Below are 14877 nucleotides of genomic sequence, written 5' to 3'. Positions count from 1 at the left end.
TGACCCCAGTCACTTACTGATGTAAGCTCCTGAGGATTTGCGCGGTTGCCGCGTTACAAGGCTCATAAATGGGCCTTGTCCTAAAGGGCCACGCAGAGCGTTGTTCAAAACGCTAACGTTTTGTCACGCAACTCGAATTATTTACGGGATAAATGACGTTGAGGGTGGTGTCTGCCATGTCTAATTCGCTTGTATCTGGCGAATCTTATGAGCTTGATTTGCTGGATGAACGGCCGTTCAGTCAAACGGACTATGAGATCCTGAAATCGTATGAAGCAGTGGTTGATGGCTTGGCCATGTTGATTGGCGAGCACTGTGAGATTGTATTGCATTCGCTTGAGGATCTTAAATGTTCCGCCGTGCGTATTGCGAATGGAGAACATACCGGCAGGAAAATTGGCTCGCCGATTACGGATCTTGCATTGCGCATGCTGCATGATATGGCAGGCGAAGATAGCAGCGTGTCGAAGGCCTATTTTACCCGCGCAAAAAGCGGCGTGTTGATGAAATCAGTGACGATTGCGATCCGTAATCGCGATCAGCGCGTGGTTGGGTTGTTGTGTATCAACATGAATTTGGATGTACCTTTCTCCCAGATCGTGCAGACCTTTATTCCACCTGAAACGCATGACGCTGCGTCTTCTGTTAACTTCGCATCATCCGTTGACGATCTGGTGGCACAAACGCTGGAATTCTCTATTGAGGAAGTCAATGCGGATCGCAATGTCTCCAATAATGCGAAAAATCGCCAAATCGTACTGAGCCTGTACGAGAAAGGCATCTTTGATATTAAAGACGCCATTAACCAGGTCGCCGAACGCCTTAATATCTCCAAACACACTGTTTATCTTTATATTCGTCAATTCAAAAGCGGCGATTTCAGCGGGCACGAACGTTGATGCTGAGTTACTGCTTGCTGGTGACTGGCCCTGCTTACGGCACACAGCAAGCGAGTAGCGCGTTACAGTTTGCTCAGGCGCTGTTGGCTGAGGGACATAAGCTGGAAAGCGTGTTCTTTTATCGGGAAGGCGTACTGAATGCTAACCAACTGACATCACCGGCTAACGATGAGTTTGATCTTGTGCGTGGCTGGCAACAGTTGGGCGACGTGCATCAGGTAGCGCTGAATGTTTGCGTTGCCGCCGCGCTACGCCGAGGCATTGCCGACTCTCAGCAAGCTACCCAGCTCAACCTTGTGGGAGCGAATTTGCAACCCGGTTTTATTCTGAGTGGACTGGGTGAGCTGGCTCAATCGGTGCTGACCTGCGATCGGGTTATTCAGTTTTAAGGTAGCGTTATGAAGCGAGTCGCATTTGTTTTTACGCATTCTCCACATGGGAGTACGTCTGGGCGCGAAGGGCTGGATGCGCTATTGGCGATGTCGGCACTGACGGAAGAGATTGGCGTGTTTTTTGTTGGCGATGGTGTGCTTCAACTGCTGCCGCATCAACAGCCGGAAAAGATTCTGATGCGTAATTATATTGCAACGTTTGGCGTACTGCCGTTGTACGATATCGAATGTTGCTATCTGTGCGAGGCTTCCGTGCGCCAGCGCGGGTTGAGTATAGATACGAATTGGGTTTTGGATGTGGAGTTGTTAGCGCCAAAAGCATGGCGCAGCAAGCTGGCCGATTATCATTCCATCCTTTCATTCTAGCGACGGGCCTTTCCATTTATGTTGCATACGCTCTCATGTTCTCCTTATCACGCTGACCTGGATACGCTTTTGCGTAGTTTGGAGCAGGGTGATGCTTTAGTCTTACTACAAGATGGTGTGATTGCTGCTCTGGTTGGTGGAGACATTATTCACCGTCTTCTTGATTCAGCGGTTCTTCTCTATGCGCTCCGGCCTGATACTGAGGCAAGAGGTATGACTGAACAAATTTCAAACAGTGTCGTGCTCATTGGCTATAATGAGTTTGTTCAACTGACAGTGGAACATCCGCAGCAACTCGCGTGGTAACGCCGAATTTTTGTATATTTCTTGACTCCTTCCACTGCCAGCCCTAGAATTCTGCGTCCTCATACTTTGCCTTGCGCAAACATGAGGCGATTTATTACGTGTTTACGAAGCAAAACCCAGGAGCTTTTTGAATGGCAACGATTAACCAGCTGGTACGCAAACCACGCTCCCTGAAGGCTGCTAAAAGCAACGTTCCGGCGCTGGAAGCCTGCCCGCAGAAACGTGGCGTATGTACCCGTGTATATACTACCACCCCTAAAAAACCGAACTCCGCACTGCGTAAAGTATGTCGTGTTCGTTTAACTAACGGTTTTGAAGTTACCTCCTATATTGGCGGTGAAGGTCATAACCTGCAGGAACACTCCGTGATCCTGATCCGTGGCGGTCGTGTTAAAGACCTGCCAGGTGTGCGTTACCACACCGTTCGTGGCGCGCTGGACTGCTCAGGTGTTAAAGACCGTAAGCAATCCCGTTCCAAATACGGCGTGAAGAAGCCAAAGGCTTAATGGTTCTCCGTTAAGTAAGGCCAAACGTTTTAACTTAAATGTCAAACTAAACTCGTAGAGTTTTGGACAATCCTGAATTAACAACGGAGTATTTCCATGCCACGTCGTCGCGTCATTGGTCAACGTAAAATTCTGCCAGATCCTAAGTTCGGATCAGAACTATTGGCTAAATTTGTAAACATCCTGATGGTAGATGGTAAAAAATCTACTGCTGAAGCAATCGTCTATACCGCGCTGGAGACCCTGGCTCAGCGTTCTGGTAAAGGTCATCTGGAAGCTTTTGAAGTAGCTCTGGACAACGTTCGCCCGACTGTAGAAGTTAAGTCGCGCCGCGTTGGTGGTTCTACTTATCAGGTACCAGTAGAAGTCCGTCCGGTTCGTCGTAATGCGCTGGCAATGCGTTGGATCGTAGAAGCTGCTCGTAAACGCGGTGATAAATCTATGGCTCTGCGCCTGGCGAACGAACTTTCTGATGCAGCAGAGAACAAAGGTACTGCTGTTAAGAAACGTGAAGACGTTCACCGTATGGCCGAAGCTAACAAGGCGTTCGCTCACTACCGTTGGTAATCCCTTCGCTGTAGTCATGCTAACCAAGCGGGCGCTAAAAATAGCCAACCCGCTTGGGTTAACTAAATTGAACGCCCTAGTAAATAGAGGATACAAATGGCTCGTACAACACCCATCGCACGCTACCGTAACATCGGTATCAGTGCGCACATCGACGCCGGTAAAACCACTACTACCGAACGTATTCTGTTCTACACTGGTGTAAATCATAAAATCGGTGAAGTTCATGACGGCGCAGCTACCATGGACTGGATGGAGCAGGAGCAGGAACGTGGTATTACTATCACTTCCGCAGCGACTACTGCATTCTGGTCTGGTATGGCTAAGCAGTATGAACCGCATCGCGTAAACATCATCGACACCCCAGGACACGTTGACTTCACTATCGAAGTAGAACGTTCCATGCGTGTACTGGATGGTGCGGTAATGGTTTACTGCGCAGTTGGTGGTGTTCAGCCGCAGTCTGAAACCGTATGGCGTCAGGCAAACAAATATAAAGTTCCACGCATTGCGTTCGTTAACAAAATGGACCGCATGGGTGCGAATTTCCTGAAAGTTGTTGGTCAGATCAAAGCTCGTCTGGGCGCGAACCCTGTTCCGCTACAGTTGGCTATTGGTGCTGAAGAAGGTTTCACCGGTGTTGTTGACCTGGTGAAAATGAAAGCCATCAACTGGAACGATGCCGATCAAGGCGTTACCTTCACTTATGAAGATATCCCTGCTGAGATGCAGGAACTGGCTGACGAATGGCACCAGAACCTGATCGAATCCGCAGCTGAAGCTTCTGAAGAGCTGATGGAGAAATACCTGGGTGGTGAAGAACTGACTGAAGAAGAGATCAAAAAAGCTCTGCGTCAGCGTGTTCTGAACAACGAAGTCATCTTGGTAACCTGTGGTTCTGCATTTAAGAACAAAGGTGTTCAGGCGATGTTGGATGCGGTAATTGATTACCTGCCAGCACCGACTGATGTTCCTGCGATCAACGGTCTTTTGGATGACGGTAAAGATACGCCGGCTGAGCGTCACGCTAATGATGACGAGCCATTTTCTGCACTGGCGTTCAAAATCGCTACTGACCCATTCGTGGGTAACCTGACGTTCTTCCGTGTGTACTCTGGTGTAGTTAACTCCGGAGATACCGTACTGAACCCAGTTAAATCAGCACGTGAACGTTTTGGTCGTATCGTTCAGATGCACGCTAACAAGCGTGAAGAGATCAAAGAAGTTCGTGCGGGCGATATCGCTGCGGCTATCGGTCTGAAAGATGTAACGACGGGTGACACGCTGTGTGATCCGAACAATGTTATCATTTTGGAACGTATGGAATTCCCAGAACCGGTAATTTCCATCGCGGTAGAACCGAAAACCAAAGCTGACCAAGAAAAAATGGGTCTGGCATTGGGCCGTCTGGCTAAAGAAGACCCATCTTTCCGCGTATGGACTGATGAAGAATCTAACCAGACCATCATCGCTGGTATGGGTGAACTGCACCTCGACATCATCGTTGACCGTATGAAGCGTGAATTCAACGTTGAAGCAAACGTGGGTAAACCACAGGTTGCTTATCGTGAAGCAATTCGCTCGAAAGTTACCGATATTGAAGGTAAACACGCCAAGCAGTCTGGTGGTCGTGGTCAGTATGGCCATGTTGTTATCGACATGTACCCACTGGAGCCGGGCTCAAATCCGAAAGGTTACGAGTTCGTCAACGACATCAAAGGTGGTGTAATTCCTGGCGAATACATCCCTGCCGTTGATAAAGGCATCCAGGAACAACTGAAAGCGGGTCCGCTGGCTGGTTACCCAGTGGTTGATCTCGGTGTGCGTCTGCACTTCGGTTCTTACCATGACGTTGACTCCTCTGAATTGGCGTTTAAACTGGCTGCTTCTATCGCCTTTAAAGATGGCTTTAAGAAAGCAAAACCTGTTTTGCTTGAGCCGATCATGAAGGTTGAAGTTGAAACGCCGGAAGAGAACACTGGTGACGTCATCGGTGACCTTAGCCGTCGTCGTGGTATGCTGCGCGGTCAGGAATCCAACGTTACTGGCGTTGTGATTCACGCTGAGGTTCCGCTGTCTGAAATGTTCGGATACGCAACTCAACTGCGTTCTCTGACCAAAGGCCGTGCTTCTTACTCCATGGAGTTCCTGAAGTACGATGATGCGCCTAACAACGTTGCTCAGGCCGTAATTGAAGCCCGTGGTAAATAAGCCTCAGGGTTAAAACAAAATCCCGTGCTCTCTCCATAGGGGGAGAGCATTTGAGTAAGGAATATCGCCGTGTCTAAAGAAAAATTTGAACGTACAAAACCCCACGTTAACGTCGGTACTATCGGCCACGTTGACCATGGTAAAACAACGCTGACCGCTGCAATCACTACCGTTCTGGCTAAAACCTACGGTGGTAGCGCGCGTGCATTCGACCAGATCGATAACGCACCAGAAGAAAAAGCACGTGGTATCACCATCAACACTTCTCACGTTGAATACGATACCCCGGCTCGCCACTATGCGCACGTTGACTGCCCAGGACACGCCGACTATGTGAAAAACATGATCACCGGTGCTGCTCAGATGGATGGCGCGATTCTGGTTGTTGCTGCGACTGATGGCCCAATGCCTCAGACCCGTGAGCACATCCTGCTGGGTCGCCAGGTTGGCGTTCCGTTCATGATCGTATTCATGAACAAATGCGACATGGTTGATGACGAAGAGCTGCTGGAACTGGTTGAGATGGAAGTGCGTGAGCTGCTGTCTCAGTACGATTTCCCAGGCGACGACATCCCGGTTATTCGTGGTTCTGCACTGAAAGCGCTGGAAGGCGAAGCTGAGTGGGAAGCAAAAATCATCGAACTGGCCGGTTACCTGGATTCTTATATTCCAGAACCAGAGCGTGCGATTGATAAGCCGTTCCTGCTGCCAATCGAAGATGTATTCTCCATCTCCGGTCGTGGTACCGTTGTTACCGGTCGTGTAGAGCGCGGTATTGTTAAAGTCGGTGAAGAAGTTGAAATCGTTGGTATCAAAGATACCGTGAAATCAACCTGTACCGGCGTTGAAATGTTCCGCAAACTGCTGGACGAAGGTCGTGCAGGCGAGAACGTTGGTGTTCTGCTGCGTGGTATCAAGCGTGAAGAAATCGAGCGTGGTCAGGTACTGGCCAAACCGGGTTCAATCAAGCCGCACACCCAGTTCGAATCAGAAGTGTACATCCTGAGCAAAGATGAAGGCGGCCGTCATACTCCGTTCTTCAAAGGCTACCGCCCTCAGTTCTACTTCCGTACCACTGACGTAACGGGTACCATCGAACTGCCAGAAGGCGTAGAGATGGTAATGCCGGGCGACAACATCAAAATGGTTGTAACCCTGATCCACCCAATCGCGATGGACGACGGTTTGCGTTTCGCAATCCGTGAAGGCGGCCGTACTGTAGGCGCGGGCGTTGTTGCTAAAGTTATCGCTTAATCGCTGATAAACTAAAGCATGAAAAAGGCACTTCGGTGCCTTTTTTTACGTCTCAATGATTAGGTGGGAATTGAAATAAAAATAATTCTTATTTACAATGACTGGGTTGGTTAAAAAATCGCTAGGAGCGGTTTAAAATACCGTTTGCAGTGTCTCGAAAGGCAGTACGAAAGACACCCGCAATAACGATGAGTCATTCTGGTATGTATGTTTGTTTATGCAACGCAATTTCTGACAAAGCCATTCGTAATGCTGTTCGTCAGCACCAGCCTCAATCTATGCAACAATTACGCAAACTCGTTCCTATCGGGACAGATTGCGGTAAGTGCATTCGTCAGGCGCGTGTTATTTTTGAGGAAGAGCAGGCTAAAATTCCTGACATGTATAAAGTAGCATAAAATGTAGGGTCGTTTTTTTGACTCTCTGCTGACCAGTTCTACACTTTAAGAACTGGAGCGGAGGAGCATGTCATGAAAGGCGATAAAAAAGTCATCACACACCTGAATAAGTTATTGGGCAACGAGCTGGTAGCTATTAACCAATATTTTCTTCATGCCCGAATGTTTAAAAACTGGGGCTTAACCCGTCTTAACGATCACGAATATCATGAGTCTATTGACGAAATGAAGCACGCTGATCGCTACATCGAACGAATCTTGTTTCTCGAAGGTATCCCGAATCTACAGGATTTGGGTAAATTAAATATTGGCGAAGATGTCGAAGAAGTCTTACGTTCTGATCTTCAACTTGAGTTAGATGGCGCAAAGAATCTGCGTGAGGCGATTGCCTATTCTGATTCGGTGCATGACTACGTCAGTAGGGATCTAATGATAGAGATTCTTGCCGATGAAGAAGGGCACATTGACTGGTTGGAAACTGAATTAGATTTGATTGCGCGTCTTGGTATACAAAACTATCTTCAGGCTCAGCTAAAAGCTGAGTAACATAGCACCGTAATCTACTATGTGCTTTGTGCCTCAATTCGGCCGGACTAATGGACGTCGTTCCGGCCGCGTTTAAAATCATTTCATCCTGCCTGTTGCTTCCCCCTCCAATTTGCGTATAATGCGCGAGCTTACTTGAACAAGGTAAGCCTGATTCAATGCGAATCAGAGAGTCAATATTCATTTATTGACCAAAACAATACTCCCGATATGGGGGTTATGTGCCAACGATTACACTCCCCCATCAATCGAAATGGGTGTGAGGAGTAGTTATTTACGTTTATAAATAATTGGAGCTCTGGTCTCATGCAGAACCAAAGAATCCGTATCCGTCTGAAAGCGTTTGATCATCGTCTGATTGATCAATCAACTGCGGAAATCGTCGAGACTGCTAAGCGCACTGGTGCGCAAGTACGTGGTCCTATCCCGCTGCCGACCCGCAAAGAGCGCTTTACCATTCTGATTTCTCCGCACGTCAATAAAGATGCGCGCGATCAGTATGAGATTCGCACTCACAAGCGTCTGGTTGACATCGTTGAGCCAACCGAGAAAACCGTTGATGCTCTGATGCGTCTGGATCTGGCTGCTGGTGTAGACGTGCAGATCAGCCTGGGTTAATCAGGTCATTGAGCGATTGAGAGGTTGAAACAATGATTGGTTTAGTCGGTAAAAAAGTGGGAATGACCCGTATCTTCACTGAAGATGGCGTATCTATCCCCGTAACTGTTATCGAAATTGAAGCAAACCGCGTAACTCAGGTTAAAGACCTGGCTAACGACGGTTACCGCGCTGTGCAAGTAACTGCTGGTGCTAAAAAAGCAAACCGTGTTACCAAACCAGAAGCTGGTCACTTTGCTAAAGCTGGCGTAGAAGCTGGCCGTACCCTGCGTGAATTCCGTCTGTCTGAAGGCGAAGAGTTCACTGTAGGTCAGAGCATTAGTGTTGAAATTTTCGCAGACATTAAAAAAGTAGACGTTACTGGTACATCTAAAGGTAAAGGTTTTGCTGGCACAGTTAAGCGCTGGAATTTCCGTACTCAGGATGCTACGCATGGTAACTCCTTGTCTCACCGCGCCCCAGGTTCTATCGGTCAAAACCAGACCCCGGGTAAAGTGTTCAAAGGCAAGAAAATGGCAGGCCAGCTGGGTAACGAACGTGTAACCGTTCAGAGCCTGGACGTAGTGCGTGTTGACGCTGAGCGCAACCTGCTGCTGGTTAAAGGTGCTGTTCCGGGAGCTACCGGTAGCGACCTGATCGTTAAACCAGCTGTGAAGGCGTAAGGGGATAGCAATGGAATTAGTATTGAAAGACGCGCAAAGCGCGCTGACTGTTTCCGAAACTACCTTCGGTCGTGATTTCAACGAAGCGCTGGTACACCAGGTTGTTGTTGCTTATGCAGCAGGTGCTCGTCAGGGTACTCGTGCTCAGAAGACTCGTGCTGAAGTAACTGGTTCCGGCAAAAAGCCGTGGCGCCAGAAAGGTACCGGCCGCGCTCGTGCAGGTTCTGTAAAGAGCCCAATCTGGCGTTCAGGTGGTGTGACCTTTGCTGCGAAGCCACAGGACCACAGTCAAAAAGTTAACAAAAAGATGTACCGCGGCGCGCTGAAAAGCATCCTGTCCGAACTGGTACGTCAAGATCGTCTGATCGTTGTCGAGCAGTTCTCTCTGGAAGCGCCTAAAACGAAGCTTCTGGTAGAAAAACTGAAAGAAATGGCACTGGAAGACGTGTTGATCATCACTGGTGAACTGGATGAGAATCTGTTCCTGGCTGCGCGTAACCTGTACAAGGTTGATGTGCGTGATGCAGCAGCAATCGATCCAGTTAGCCTAATCGCCTTCGACAAAGTCGTTATGACTGCTGATGCAGTTAAGCAAGTTGAGGAGATGCTGGCATGATCCGTGAAGAACGTCTGCTGAAAGTACTGCGCGCGCCGCACGTATCTGAAAAAGCATCTGCTGCGATGGAGAAAAGTAACACCATCGTTCTCAAAGTTGCTAAAGACGCGACCAAAGCAGAAATCAAAGCCGCTGTTCAGAAACTTTTCGAAGTTGAAGTCGAAGTCGTTAATACCCTAGTTGTTAAAGGGAAAACTAAACGTCACGGACAGCGTATTGGTCGTCGTAGCGACTGGAAAAAAGCTTACGTCACCCTGAAAGAAGGCCAGAATCTGGACTTCGTCGGCGGCGCTGAGTAAGTCGGAGGAGAAGAACAATGGCAATTGTTAAATGTAAACCGACATCTCCGGGTCGTCGTCACGTAGTTAAAGTGGTGAACCCAGAGCTGCACAAGGGCAAACCATTCGCCCCACTGGTAGAGAAAAATAGTAAATCCGGTGGCCGTAACAACAATGGTCGTATCACTACCCGTCATATTGGTGGTGGTCACAAGCAGGCTTATCGTATTGTTGACTTTAAACGCAACAAAGATGGTATCCCGGCTGTTGTTGAGCGTCTTGAGTACGATCCGAACCGTTCTGCGAATATCGCGCTGGTTCTGTACAAAGATGGCGAGCGTCGTTACATTTTGGCGCCGAAAGGCCTGAAAGCCGGCGACCAGATTCAATCTGGCGTTGATGCTGCGATTAAAGCGGGTAACACCCTGCCGATGCGTAACATTCCGGTCGGTTCAACGGTTCACAACGTAGAAATGAAACCAGGTAAAGGCGGCCAATTGGCTCGTTCTGCTGGTACTTACGTTCAGATCGTTGCTCGTGACGGTTCTTACGTTACCCTGCGTCTGCGTTCTGGCGAAATGCGTAAAGTCGAATCTGACTGTCGCGCTACGCTGGGCGAAGTTGGCAACGCTGAGCACATGCTACGCGTTCTGGGTAAAGCTGGTGCTGCTCGCTGGCGCGGGATTCGTCCTACCGTTCGCGGTACGGCAATGAACCCAGTCGACCACCCACACGGTGGTGGTGAAGGTCGTAACTTTGGTAAGCACCCAGTTAGTCCATGGGGCCTTCAGACCAAAGGTAAAAAGACCCGCAGCAACAAGCGTACTGATAAATTTATCGTACGTCGCCGTACTAAATAATCTTAGAGGATAAACCATGCCACGTTCTCTCAAGAAAGGTCCATTTATTGACCTGCACTTGCTGAAGAAGGTAGAGAAAGCGGTGGAAAGCGGAGACAAGAAGCCTTTGCGCACTTGGTCCCGTCGTTCAACGATCTTTCCAAATATGATCGGTTTGACCATCGCTGTCCATAATGGTCGTCAGCACGTTCCGGTGTTTGTTTCCGATGAAATGGTCGGTCACAAACTGGGTGAATTCGCGCCGACTCGTACTTATCGCGGCCATGCGGCCGACAAAAAGGCCAAAAAGCGCTAAGGTAGGAGGAAGAGATGGAAACTATCGCTAAACATTGCCACGCTCGTTCTTCTGCTCAAAAGGTTCGCCTAGTGGCAGACCTGATTCGCGGTAAGAAAGTGTCGCAAGCTCTGGAAGTTCTGACCTACACCAACAAGAAAGCTGCTGGTCTGGTTAAAAAAGTGCTTGAGTCTGCTATTGCTAACGCAGAACACAACGATGGCGCTGACATTGATGATCTGAAAGTCGCGAAAATTTTCGTTGACGAAGGCCCAAGCATGAAGCGCATTATGCCGCGTGCTAAAGGTCGTGCGGATCGCATCCTGAAGCGTACCAGCCACATCACTGTGGTTGTGTCCGATCGCTGAGACTCTGGAGACTAGCAATGGGTCAGAAAGTACATCCTAATGGTATTCGCCTGGGTATTGTCAAACCTTGGAACTCTACCTGGTATGCGAATACCAAAGAATTCGCTGACAACCTAGACAGCGATTTTAAAGTTCGTAAATACCTGACGAAGGAACTGGAGAAGGCTTCCGTTTCCCGTATCGTTATCGAACGTCCTGCAAAAAGCATCCGTGTGACTATTCACACTGCTCGTCCAGGCATCGTGATCGGTAAAAAAGGTGAAGATGTTGAGAAACTGCGCAAAGTCGTAGCGGATATCGCTGGCGTACCTGCACAGATCAATATCGCAGAAGTTCGTAAACCTGAACTGGACGCAAAACTGGTTGCTGACAGCATCACTTCGCAGCTGGAACGTCGTGTGATGTTCCGTCGTGCTATGAAGCGTGCGGTACAGAATGCCATGCGTCTAGGCGCTAAAGGTATTAAAGTTGAAGTAAGCGGTCGTCTTGGCGGCGCTGAAATCGCGCGTACCGAATGGTACCGTGAAGGTCGTGTTCCGTTGCATACACTGCGTGCGGATATCGACTACAACACCTCCGAAGCGCACACCACTTATGGTGTTATCGGTGTGAAAGTGTGGATCTTCAAAGGTGAGATTCTGGGTGGTATGGCTGCAGTTGAACAACCGGAAAAACCGTCTGCTCAACCTAAAAAGCAGCAGCGTAAAGGCCGCAAGTAAGGAGAGTCGCTGATGTTACAACCAAAGCGTACAAAATTCCGTAAGGTGCATAAAGGCCGCAACCGTGGTCTGGCGCAGGGTACGGATGTTAGCTTCGGCACTTTCGGTCTGAAAGCTGTTGGCCGCGGTCGCCTGACTGCTCGTCAAATCGAAGCTGCACGTCGTGCCATGACCCGTGCTGTTAAGCGTCAAGGTAAGATCTGGATCCGTGTATTCCCGGACAAACCGATCACCGAGAAACCGCTTGAAGTTCGTATGGGTAAAGGTAAAGGCAACGTGGAGTATTGGGTTGCCTTGATTCAGCCAGGTAAAGTCCTGTACGAAATGGACGGTGTGCCGGAAGAGTTAGCCCGTGAGGCATTCCAACTGGCAGCAGCGAAACTGCCTATCAAAACCACCTTTGTAACTAAGACGGTGATGTAATGAAAGCAAATGAGCTGCGTGAAAAGAGCGTTGAAGAGCTGAATACTGAGCTGCTCGGCTTGCTGCGCGAGCAATTTAACCTGCGTATGCAGGCTGCCAGTGGTCAGTTGCAACAGACTCACATGGTAAAACAAGTGCGTCACAATATTGCACGAGTTAAGACTTTACTGACTCAGAAGGCGGGTGCGTAATGACCGATAAAATCCGTACTCTGCAAGGTCGTGTTGTAAGCGACAAAATGGAGAAATCCATGGTTGTTGCTATCGAGCGTTTTGTGAAACACCCGCTTTACGGTAAATTCATTAAACGTACGACTAAGCTGCACGTACATGACGAGAACAATGAATGCGGTACCGGTGACGTGGTTGAAATCCGCGAATGCCGTCCGCTGTCTAAAACTAAGTCTTGGACACTTGTTCGCGTTGTAGAGAAAGCGATTCTGTAATAAAGTAGCGCTCTTCTCTTATGATAAACGGCTCTGCAAAGGGCCGTTTATTTTTTCTACCCATAATAAGGAAGCGGTGTTATAATGCTGCGCCCTCAATTATGGGGTATTTAATGGCCCGAAAGGGTCCTAAAGTGGTAGTTGACATTAGCGGAGCACTAAAATGATCCAAGAACAGACTATGCTGAACGTGGCCGATAATTCCGGTGCACGTCGCGTAATGTGTATCAAGGTTCTAGGTGGCTCGCACCGTCGCTACGCAGGCGTTGGCGATATCATCAAAATTACCATCAAGGAAGCAATTCCTCGCGGTAAGGTGAAAAAAGGCGACGTGCTGAAGGCGGTAGTGGTGCGCACCAAGAAGGGTGTTCGTCGCCCGGACGGTTCTGTCATTCGCTTCGATGGAAATGCTTGCGTTATTTTAAACAATAACAGCGAACAGCCTATCGGTACGCGTATTTTTGGGCCGGTAACTCGTGAACTGCGTAATGAGAAGTTCATGAAAATTATCTCTCTGGCACCAGAAGTACTTTAAGGAGCGAATCATGGCAGCGAAAATCCGTCGTGATGACGAAGTTATCGTGCTAACCGGCAAAGATAAAGGTAAGCGCGGTAAAGTAAAAAATGTCCTGTCTGCTAGTAAGGTCATTGTTGAAGGTATTAACCTGGTTAAAAAACATCAGAAGCCGGTTCCGGCCCTGAACCAACCAGGTGGCATCGTTGAAAAAGAAGCTGCAATTCAAGTTTCTAACCTTGCAATCTTCAATGCGGCAACTGGTAAGGCTGACCGTGTAGGCTTTAGATTCGAAGACGGGAAAAAAGTCCGTTTCTTTAAATCTAACAGCGAAACTATCAAGTAATTTGGAGTAGTACGATGGCGAAACTGCATGATTACTACAAAGACGAAGTAGTTAAAAAACTCATGACTGAGTTTAACTACAATTCTGTCATGCAAGTCCCTCGGGTCGAGAAGATCACCCTGAATATGGGTGTTGGTGAAGCGATCGCTGACAAGAAACTGCTGGATAACGCAGCAGCTGATCTGACAGCAATCTCCGGTCAAAAACCGTTGATCACCAAAGCACGCAAATCTGTTGCGGGCTTCAAAATCCGTCAGGGCTATCCGATCGGCTGTAAAGTAACTCTGCGTGGCGAACGCATGTGGGAGTTCCTTGAGCGACTGATTTCCATTGCTGTACCGCGTATCCGTGACTTCCGTGGCTTGTCCGCCAAGTCATTCGATGGTCGTGGTAACTACAGCATGGGTGTGCGTGAACAGATCATCTTCCCGGAAATCGACTACGATAAAGTCGATCGCGTTCGTGGTTTGGACATTACCATTACCACTACTGCGAAATCCGATGATGAAGGCCGCGCGCTGTTGGCCGCCTTTAACTTCCCATTCCGCAAGTAAGGTAGGGTTACTAATGGCTAAGCAATCCATGAAAGCACGCGAAGTTGTTCGTGTGAAACTGGCTGAAAAATACCGCGCTAAACGCGAGGAATTGAAAGCTATCATCTCTGGTGTGAACTCATCCGACGAAGATCGTTGGGATGCAGTTCTTAAGCTGCAGACTCTGCCGCGTGATTCCAGCCCGTCTCGTCAGCGTAACCGCTGCCGCCAAACTGGTCGTCCGCACGCTTTCCTGCGGAAGTTCGGGTTGAGCCGTATCAAGGTCCGTGAAGCCGCTATGCGCGGTGAAATTCCGGGTCTTAAAAAGGCTAGCTGGTAATTGTCACCAATTGAATCACGGGAGTAAAGACAGATGAGCATGCAAGATCCGATCGCGGATATGCTGACCCGTATCCGTAACGGTCAAGCCGCGAACAAAGTTGCGGTCACCATGCCTTCCTCCAAGCTGAAAGTGGCAATTGCCAACGTGCTGAAGGAAGAAGGTTACATTGAAGATTTCAAAATCGAAGGCGACACCAAGCCAGTTCTGGAATTAGAACTTAAATATTTCCAGGGTAAAGCTGTGGTAGAAAGCATTCAGCGAATAAGCCGTCCAGGTCTGCGCATCTATAAAAGAAAAGATGAGCTACCAAAAGTTATGGCCGGTTTGGGTATCGCTGTTATTTCTACCTCTAAAGGTGTTATGACTGATCGTGCAGCTCGCCAAGCTGGTCTTGGTGGCGAGATTATCTGCTACGTAGCTTAATCGGGAGGAA

At 48.7% G+C, this 14877-nt stretch carries 26 protein-coding genes; all 26 read left to right on the top strand.

Features of this window, described 5'->3' with window-relative positions; genetic code table 11:
* Positions 1–164: 164 nt before the first annotated feature.
* Positions 165–899, top strand: coding sequence for a transcriptional regulator (locus DCX48_10895; GenBank protein QXE17218.1), 735 nt, complete (start codon positions 165–167; stop codon positions 897–899).
* Positions 899–1288, top strand: coding sequence for a sulfurtransferase complex subunit TusD (gene tusD, locus DCX48_10890; GenBank protein QXE14970.1), 390 nt, complete (start codon positions 899–901; stop codon positions 1286–1288). The genes DCX48_10895 and tusD overlap by 1 nt, the downstream gene beginning before the upstream one ends.
* Before the next feature lie 9 nt (positions 1289–1297).
* Positions 1298–1657: a sulfurtransferase complex subunit TusC gene (tusC, locus tag DCX48_10885; protein QXE14969.1), complete on the top strand. Its 360-nt coding sequence runs from the start codon at positions 1298–1300 to the stop codon at positions 1655–1657.
* A gap of 18 nt (positions 1658–1675) precedes the next feature.
* Positions 1676–1963, top strand: a complete 288-nt coding sequence (gene tusB, locus DCX48_10880) for a sulfurtransferase complex subunit TusB (protein QXE14968.1) — start codon at positions 1676–1678, stop codon at positions 1961–1963.
* Positions 1964–2094: 131 nt separating this feature from the next.
* Positions 2095–2469: a 30S ribosomal protein S12 gene (locus DCX48_10875; protein QXE14967.1), complete on the top strand. Its 375-nt coding sequence runs from the start codon at positions 2095–2097 to the stop codon at positions 2467–2469.
* 96 nt (positions 2470–2565) lie between these two features.
* Entirely contained in the window at positions 2566–3036 is a 471-nt protein-coding gene (locus DCX48_10870; protein QXE14966.1) for a 30S ribosomal protein S7, read from the top strand.
* Positions 3037–3132: 96 nt separating this feature from the next.
* Complete coding sequence (gene fusA / locus DCX48_10865; GenBank protein ID QXE14965.1) at positions 3133–5247, top strand: elongation factor G; 2115 nt, start codon at positions 3133–3135, stop codon at positions 5245–5247.
* 69 nt (positions 5248–5316) lie between these two features.
* Entirely contained in the window at positions 5317–6501 is a 1185-nt protein-coding gene (gene tuf, locus DCX48_10860; protein QXE14964.1) for an elongation factor Tu, read from the top strand.
* A gap of 203 nt (positions 6502–6704) precedes the next feature.
* Positions 6705–6899 (top strand): bacterioferritin-associated ferredoxin, encoded by a 195-nt coding sequence (locus DCX48_10855; protein ID QXE17217.1) that lies wholly within the window; start codon positions 6705–6707, stop codon positions 6897–6899.
* A 72-nt stretch (positions 6900–6971) separates the two neighbouring features.
* Positions 6972–7445, top strand: a complete 474-nt coding sequence (locus DCX48_10850) for a bacterioferritin (GenBank protein ID QXE14963.1) — start codon at positions 6972–6974, stop codon at positions 7443–7445.
* Positions 7446–7751: 306 nt separating this feature from the next.
* Positions 7752–8063 carry a 30S ribosomal protein S10 gene (locus DCX48_10845; protein ID QXE14962.1) on the top strand — a complete coding sequence of 104 codons (312 nt, stop codon included), beginning with the start codon at positions 7752–7754 and terminating at the stop codon, positions 8061–8063.
* A 32-nt stretch (positions 8064–8095) separates the two neighbouring features.
* On the top strand, positions 8096–8725 hold the full coding sequence (locus DCX48_10840) for a 50S ribosomal protein L3 (protein ID QXE14961.1): 630 nt from the start codon (positions 8096–8098) through the stop codon (positions 8723–8725).
* A 10-nt stretch (positions 8726–8735) separates the two neighbouring features.
* Entirely contained in the window at positions 8736–9341 is a 606-nt protein-coding gene (locus DCX48_10835) for a 50S ribosomal protein L4 (protein ID QXE14960.1), read from the top strand.
* Positions 9338–9640: a 50S ribosomal protein L23 gene (locus DCX48_10830; GenBank protein QXE14959.1), complete on the top strand. Its 303-nt coding sequence runs from the start codon at positions 9338–9340 to the stop codon at positions 9638–9640. Before DCX48_10835 ends, DCX48_10830 begins: the two co-directional genes overlap by 4 nt.
* A 17-nt stretch (positions 9641–9657) precedes the next feature.
* Positions 9658–10479: a 50S ribosomal protein L2 gene (locus DCX48_10825; GenBank protein QXE14958.1), complete on the top strand. Its 822-nt coding sequence runs from the start codon at positions 9658–9660 to the stop codon at positions 10477–10479.
* Positions 10480–10495: 16 nt separating this feature from the next.
* Positions 10496–10774 carry a 30S ribosomal protein S19 gene (locus DCX48_10820; GenBank protein ID QXE14957.1) on the top strand — a complete coding sequence of 93 codons (279 nt, stop codon included), beginning with the start codon at positions 10496–10498 and terminating at the stop codon, positions 10772–10774.
* Between the two features lie 14 nt (positions 10775–10788).
* Positions 10789–11121 (top strand): 50S ribosomal protein L22, encoded by a 333-nt coding sequence (gene rplV / locus DCX48_10815; GenBank protein QXE14956.1) that lies wholly within the window; start codon positions 10789–10791, stop codon positions 11119–11121.
* 17 nt (positions 11122–11138) lie between these two features.
* Positions 11139–11840 (top strand): 30S ribosomal protein S3, encoded by a 702-nt coding sequence (locus DCX48_10810; protein ID QXE14955.1) that lies wholly within the window; start codon positions 11139–11141, stop codon positions 11838–11840.
* Between the two features lie 12 nt (positions 11841–11852).
* Positions 11853–12263 carry a 50S ribosomal protein L16 gene (locus tag DCX48_10805; protein ID QXE14954.1) on the top strand — a complete coding sequence of 137 codons (411 nt, stop codon included), beginning with the start codon at positions 11853–11855 and terminating at the stop codon, positions 12261–12263.
* Positions 12263–12454, top strand: a complete 192-nt coding sequence (locus tag DCX48_10800) for a 50S ribosomal protein L29 (GenBank protein ID QXE14953.1) — start codon at positions 12263–12265, stop codon at positions 12452–12454. Before DCX48_10805 ends, DCX48_10800 begins: the two co-directional genes overlap by 1 nt.
* Positions 12454–12708, top strand: coding sequence for a 30S ribosomal protein S17 (locus DCX48_10795; GenBank protein QXE14952.1), 255 nt, complete (start codon positions 12454–12456; stop codon positions 12706–12708). The genes DCX48_10800 and DCX48_10795 overlap by 1 nt, the downstream gene beginning before the upstream one ends.
* 163 nt (positions 12709–12871) lie before the next feature.
* Positions 12872–13243: a 50S ribosomal protein L14 gene (locus DCX48_10790; GenBank protein QXE14951.1), complete on the top strand. Its 372-nt coding sequence runs from the start codon at positions 12872–12874 to the stop codon at positions 13241–13243.
* A gap of 10 nt (positions 13244–13253) precedes the next feature.
* Positions 13254–13568 (top strand): 50S ribosomal protein L24, encoded by a 315-nt coding sequence (locus tag DCX48_10785; protein QXE14950.1) that lies wholly within the window; start codon positions 13254–13256, stop codon positions 13566–13568.
* A gap of 14 nt (positions 13569–13582) precedes the next feature.
* Positions 13583–14122 (top strand): 50S ribosomal protein L5, encoded by a 540-nt coding sequence (locus DCX48_10780; GenBank protein ID QXE14949.1) that lies wholly within the window; start codon positions 13583–13585, stop codon positions 14120–14122.
* 13 nt (positions 14123–14135) lie between these two features.
* Positions 14136–14441, top strand: coding sequence for a 30S ribosomal protein S14 (locus DCX48_10775; protein ID QXE14948.1), 306 nt, complete (start codon positions 14136–14138; stop codon positions 14439–14441).
* A gap of 33 nt (positions 14442–14474) precedes the next feature.
* A complete protein-coding gene (locus tag DCX48_10770) occupies positions 14475–14867 on the top strand; it encodes a 30S ribosomal protein S8 (protein ID QXE14947.1) in 393 nt (130 codons plus the stop codon).
* Positions 14868–14877: the final 10 nt, after the last annotated feature.

Source organism: Pectobacterium atrosepticum (genome assembly GCA_019056595.1).
Classification (GTDB): Bacteria; Pseudomonadota; Gammaproteobacteria; order Enterobacterales; family Enterobacteriaceae; genus Pectobacterium; species Pectobacterium atrosepticum.
The sequence above is the reverse complement of the archived record's forward strand: the minus strand, read 5'-3'. Positions and strand labels throughout refer to the sequence as shown.

Excerpts from the sequence above, each read along its gene's own strand:
- DCX48_10850 (QXE14963.1), top strand. The coding sequence starts at position 6,972 with ATGAAAGGCGATAAAAAAGTCATCACACACCTGAATAAGTTATTGGGC.
- DCX48_10770 (QXE14947.1), top strand. The coding sequence starts at position 14,475 with ATGAGCATGCAAGATCCGATCGCGGATATGCTGACCCGTATCCGTAAC.
- DCX48_10825 (QXE14958.1), top strand. The coding sequence starts at position 9,658 with ATGGCAATTGTTAAATGTAAACCGACATCTCCGGGTCGTCGTCACGTA.
- DCX48_10870 (QXE14966.1), top strand. The coding sequence starts at position 2,566 with ATGCCACGTCGTCGCGTCATTGGTCAACGTAAAATTCTGCCAGATCCT.
- DCX48_10845 (QXE14962.1), top strand. The coding sequence starts at position 7,752 with ATGCAGAACCAAAGAATCCGTATCCGTCTGAAAGCGTTTGATCATCGT.
- DCX48_10780 (QXE14949.1), top strand. The coding sequence starts at position 13,583 with ATGGCGAAACTGCATGATTACTACAAAGACGAAGTAGTTAAAAAACTC.
- fusA (QXE14965.1), top strand. The coding sequence starts at position 3,133 with ATGGCTCGTACAACACCCATCGCACGCTACCGTAACATCGGTATCAGT.
- DCX48_10800 (QXE14953.1), top strand. The coding sequence starts at position 12,263 with ATGAAAGCAAATGAGCTGCGTGAAAAGAGCGTTGAAGAGCTGAATACT.
- DCX48_10775 (QXE14948.1), top strand. The coding sequence starts at position 14,136 with ATGGCTAAGCAATCCATGAAAGCACGCGAAGTTGTTCGTGTGAAACTG.
- DCX48_10790 (QXE14951.1), top strand. The coding sequence starts at position 12,872 with ATGATCCAAGAACAGACTATGCTGAACGTGGCCGATAATTCCGGTGCA.
- DCX48_10795 (QXE14952.1), top strand. The coding sequence starts at position 12,454 with ATGACCGATAAAATCCGTACTCTGCAAGGTCGTGTTGTAAGCGACAAA.
- DCX48_10855 (QXE17217.1), top strand. The coding sequence starts at position 6,705 with ATGTATGTTTGTTTATGCAACGCAATTTCTGACAAAGCCATTCGTAAT.
- DCX48_10820 (QXE14957.1), top strand. The coding sequence starts at position 10,496 with ATGCCACGTTCTCTCAAGAAAGGTCCATTTATTGACCTGCACTTGCTG.
- DCX48_10835 (QXE14960.1), top strand. The coding sequence starts at position 8,736 with ATGGAATTAGTATTGAAAGACGCGCAAAGCGCGCTGACTGTTTCCGAA.
- tusD (QXE14970.1), top strand. The coding sequence starts at position 899 with ATGCTGAGTTACTGCTTGCTGGTGACTGGCCCTGCTTACGGCACACAG.
- DCX48_10810 (QXE14955.1), top strand. The coding sequence starts at position 11,139 with ATGGGTCAGAAAGTACATCCTAATGGTATTCGCCTGGGTATTGTCAAA.
- DCX48_10830 (QXE14959.1), top strand. The coding sequence starts at position 9,338 with ATGATCCGTGAAGAACGTCTGCTGAAAGTACTGCGCGCGCCGCACGTA.
- DCX48_10875 (QXE14967.1), top strand. The coding sequence starts at position 2,095 with ATGGCAACGATTAACCAGCTGGTACGCAAACCACGCTCCCTGAAGGCT.
- DCX48_10785 (QXE14950.1), top strand. The coding sequence starts at position 13,254 with ATGGCAGCGAAAATCCGTCGTGATGACGAAGTTATCGTGCTAACCGGC.
- rplV (QXE14956.1), top strand. The coding sequence starts at position 10,789 with ATGGAAACTATCGCTAAACATTGCCACGCTCGTTCTTCTGCTCAAAAG.
- DCX48_10840 (QXE14961.1), top strand. The coding sequence starts at position 8,096 with ATGATTGGTTTAGTCGGTAAAAAAGTGGGAATGACCCGTATCTTCACT.
- tusC (QXE14969.1), top strand. The coding sequence starts at position 1,298 with ATGAAGCGAGTCGCATTTGTTTTTACGCATTCTCCACATGGGAGTACG.
- tusB (QXE14968.1), top strand. The coding sequence starts at position 1,676 with ATGTTGCATACGCTCTCATGTTCTCCTTATCACGCTGACCTGGATACG.
- DCX48_10805 (QXE14954.1), top strand. The coding sequence starts at position 11,853 with ATGTTACAACCAAAGCGTACAAAATTCCGTAAGGTGCATAAAGGCCGC.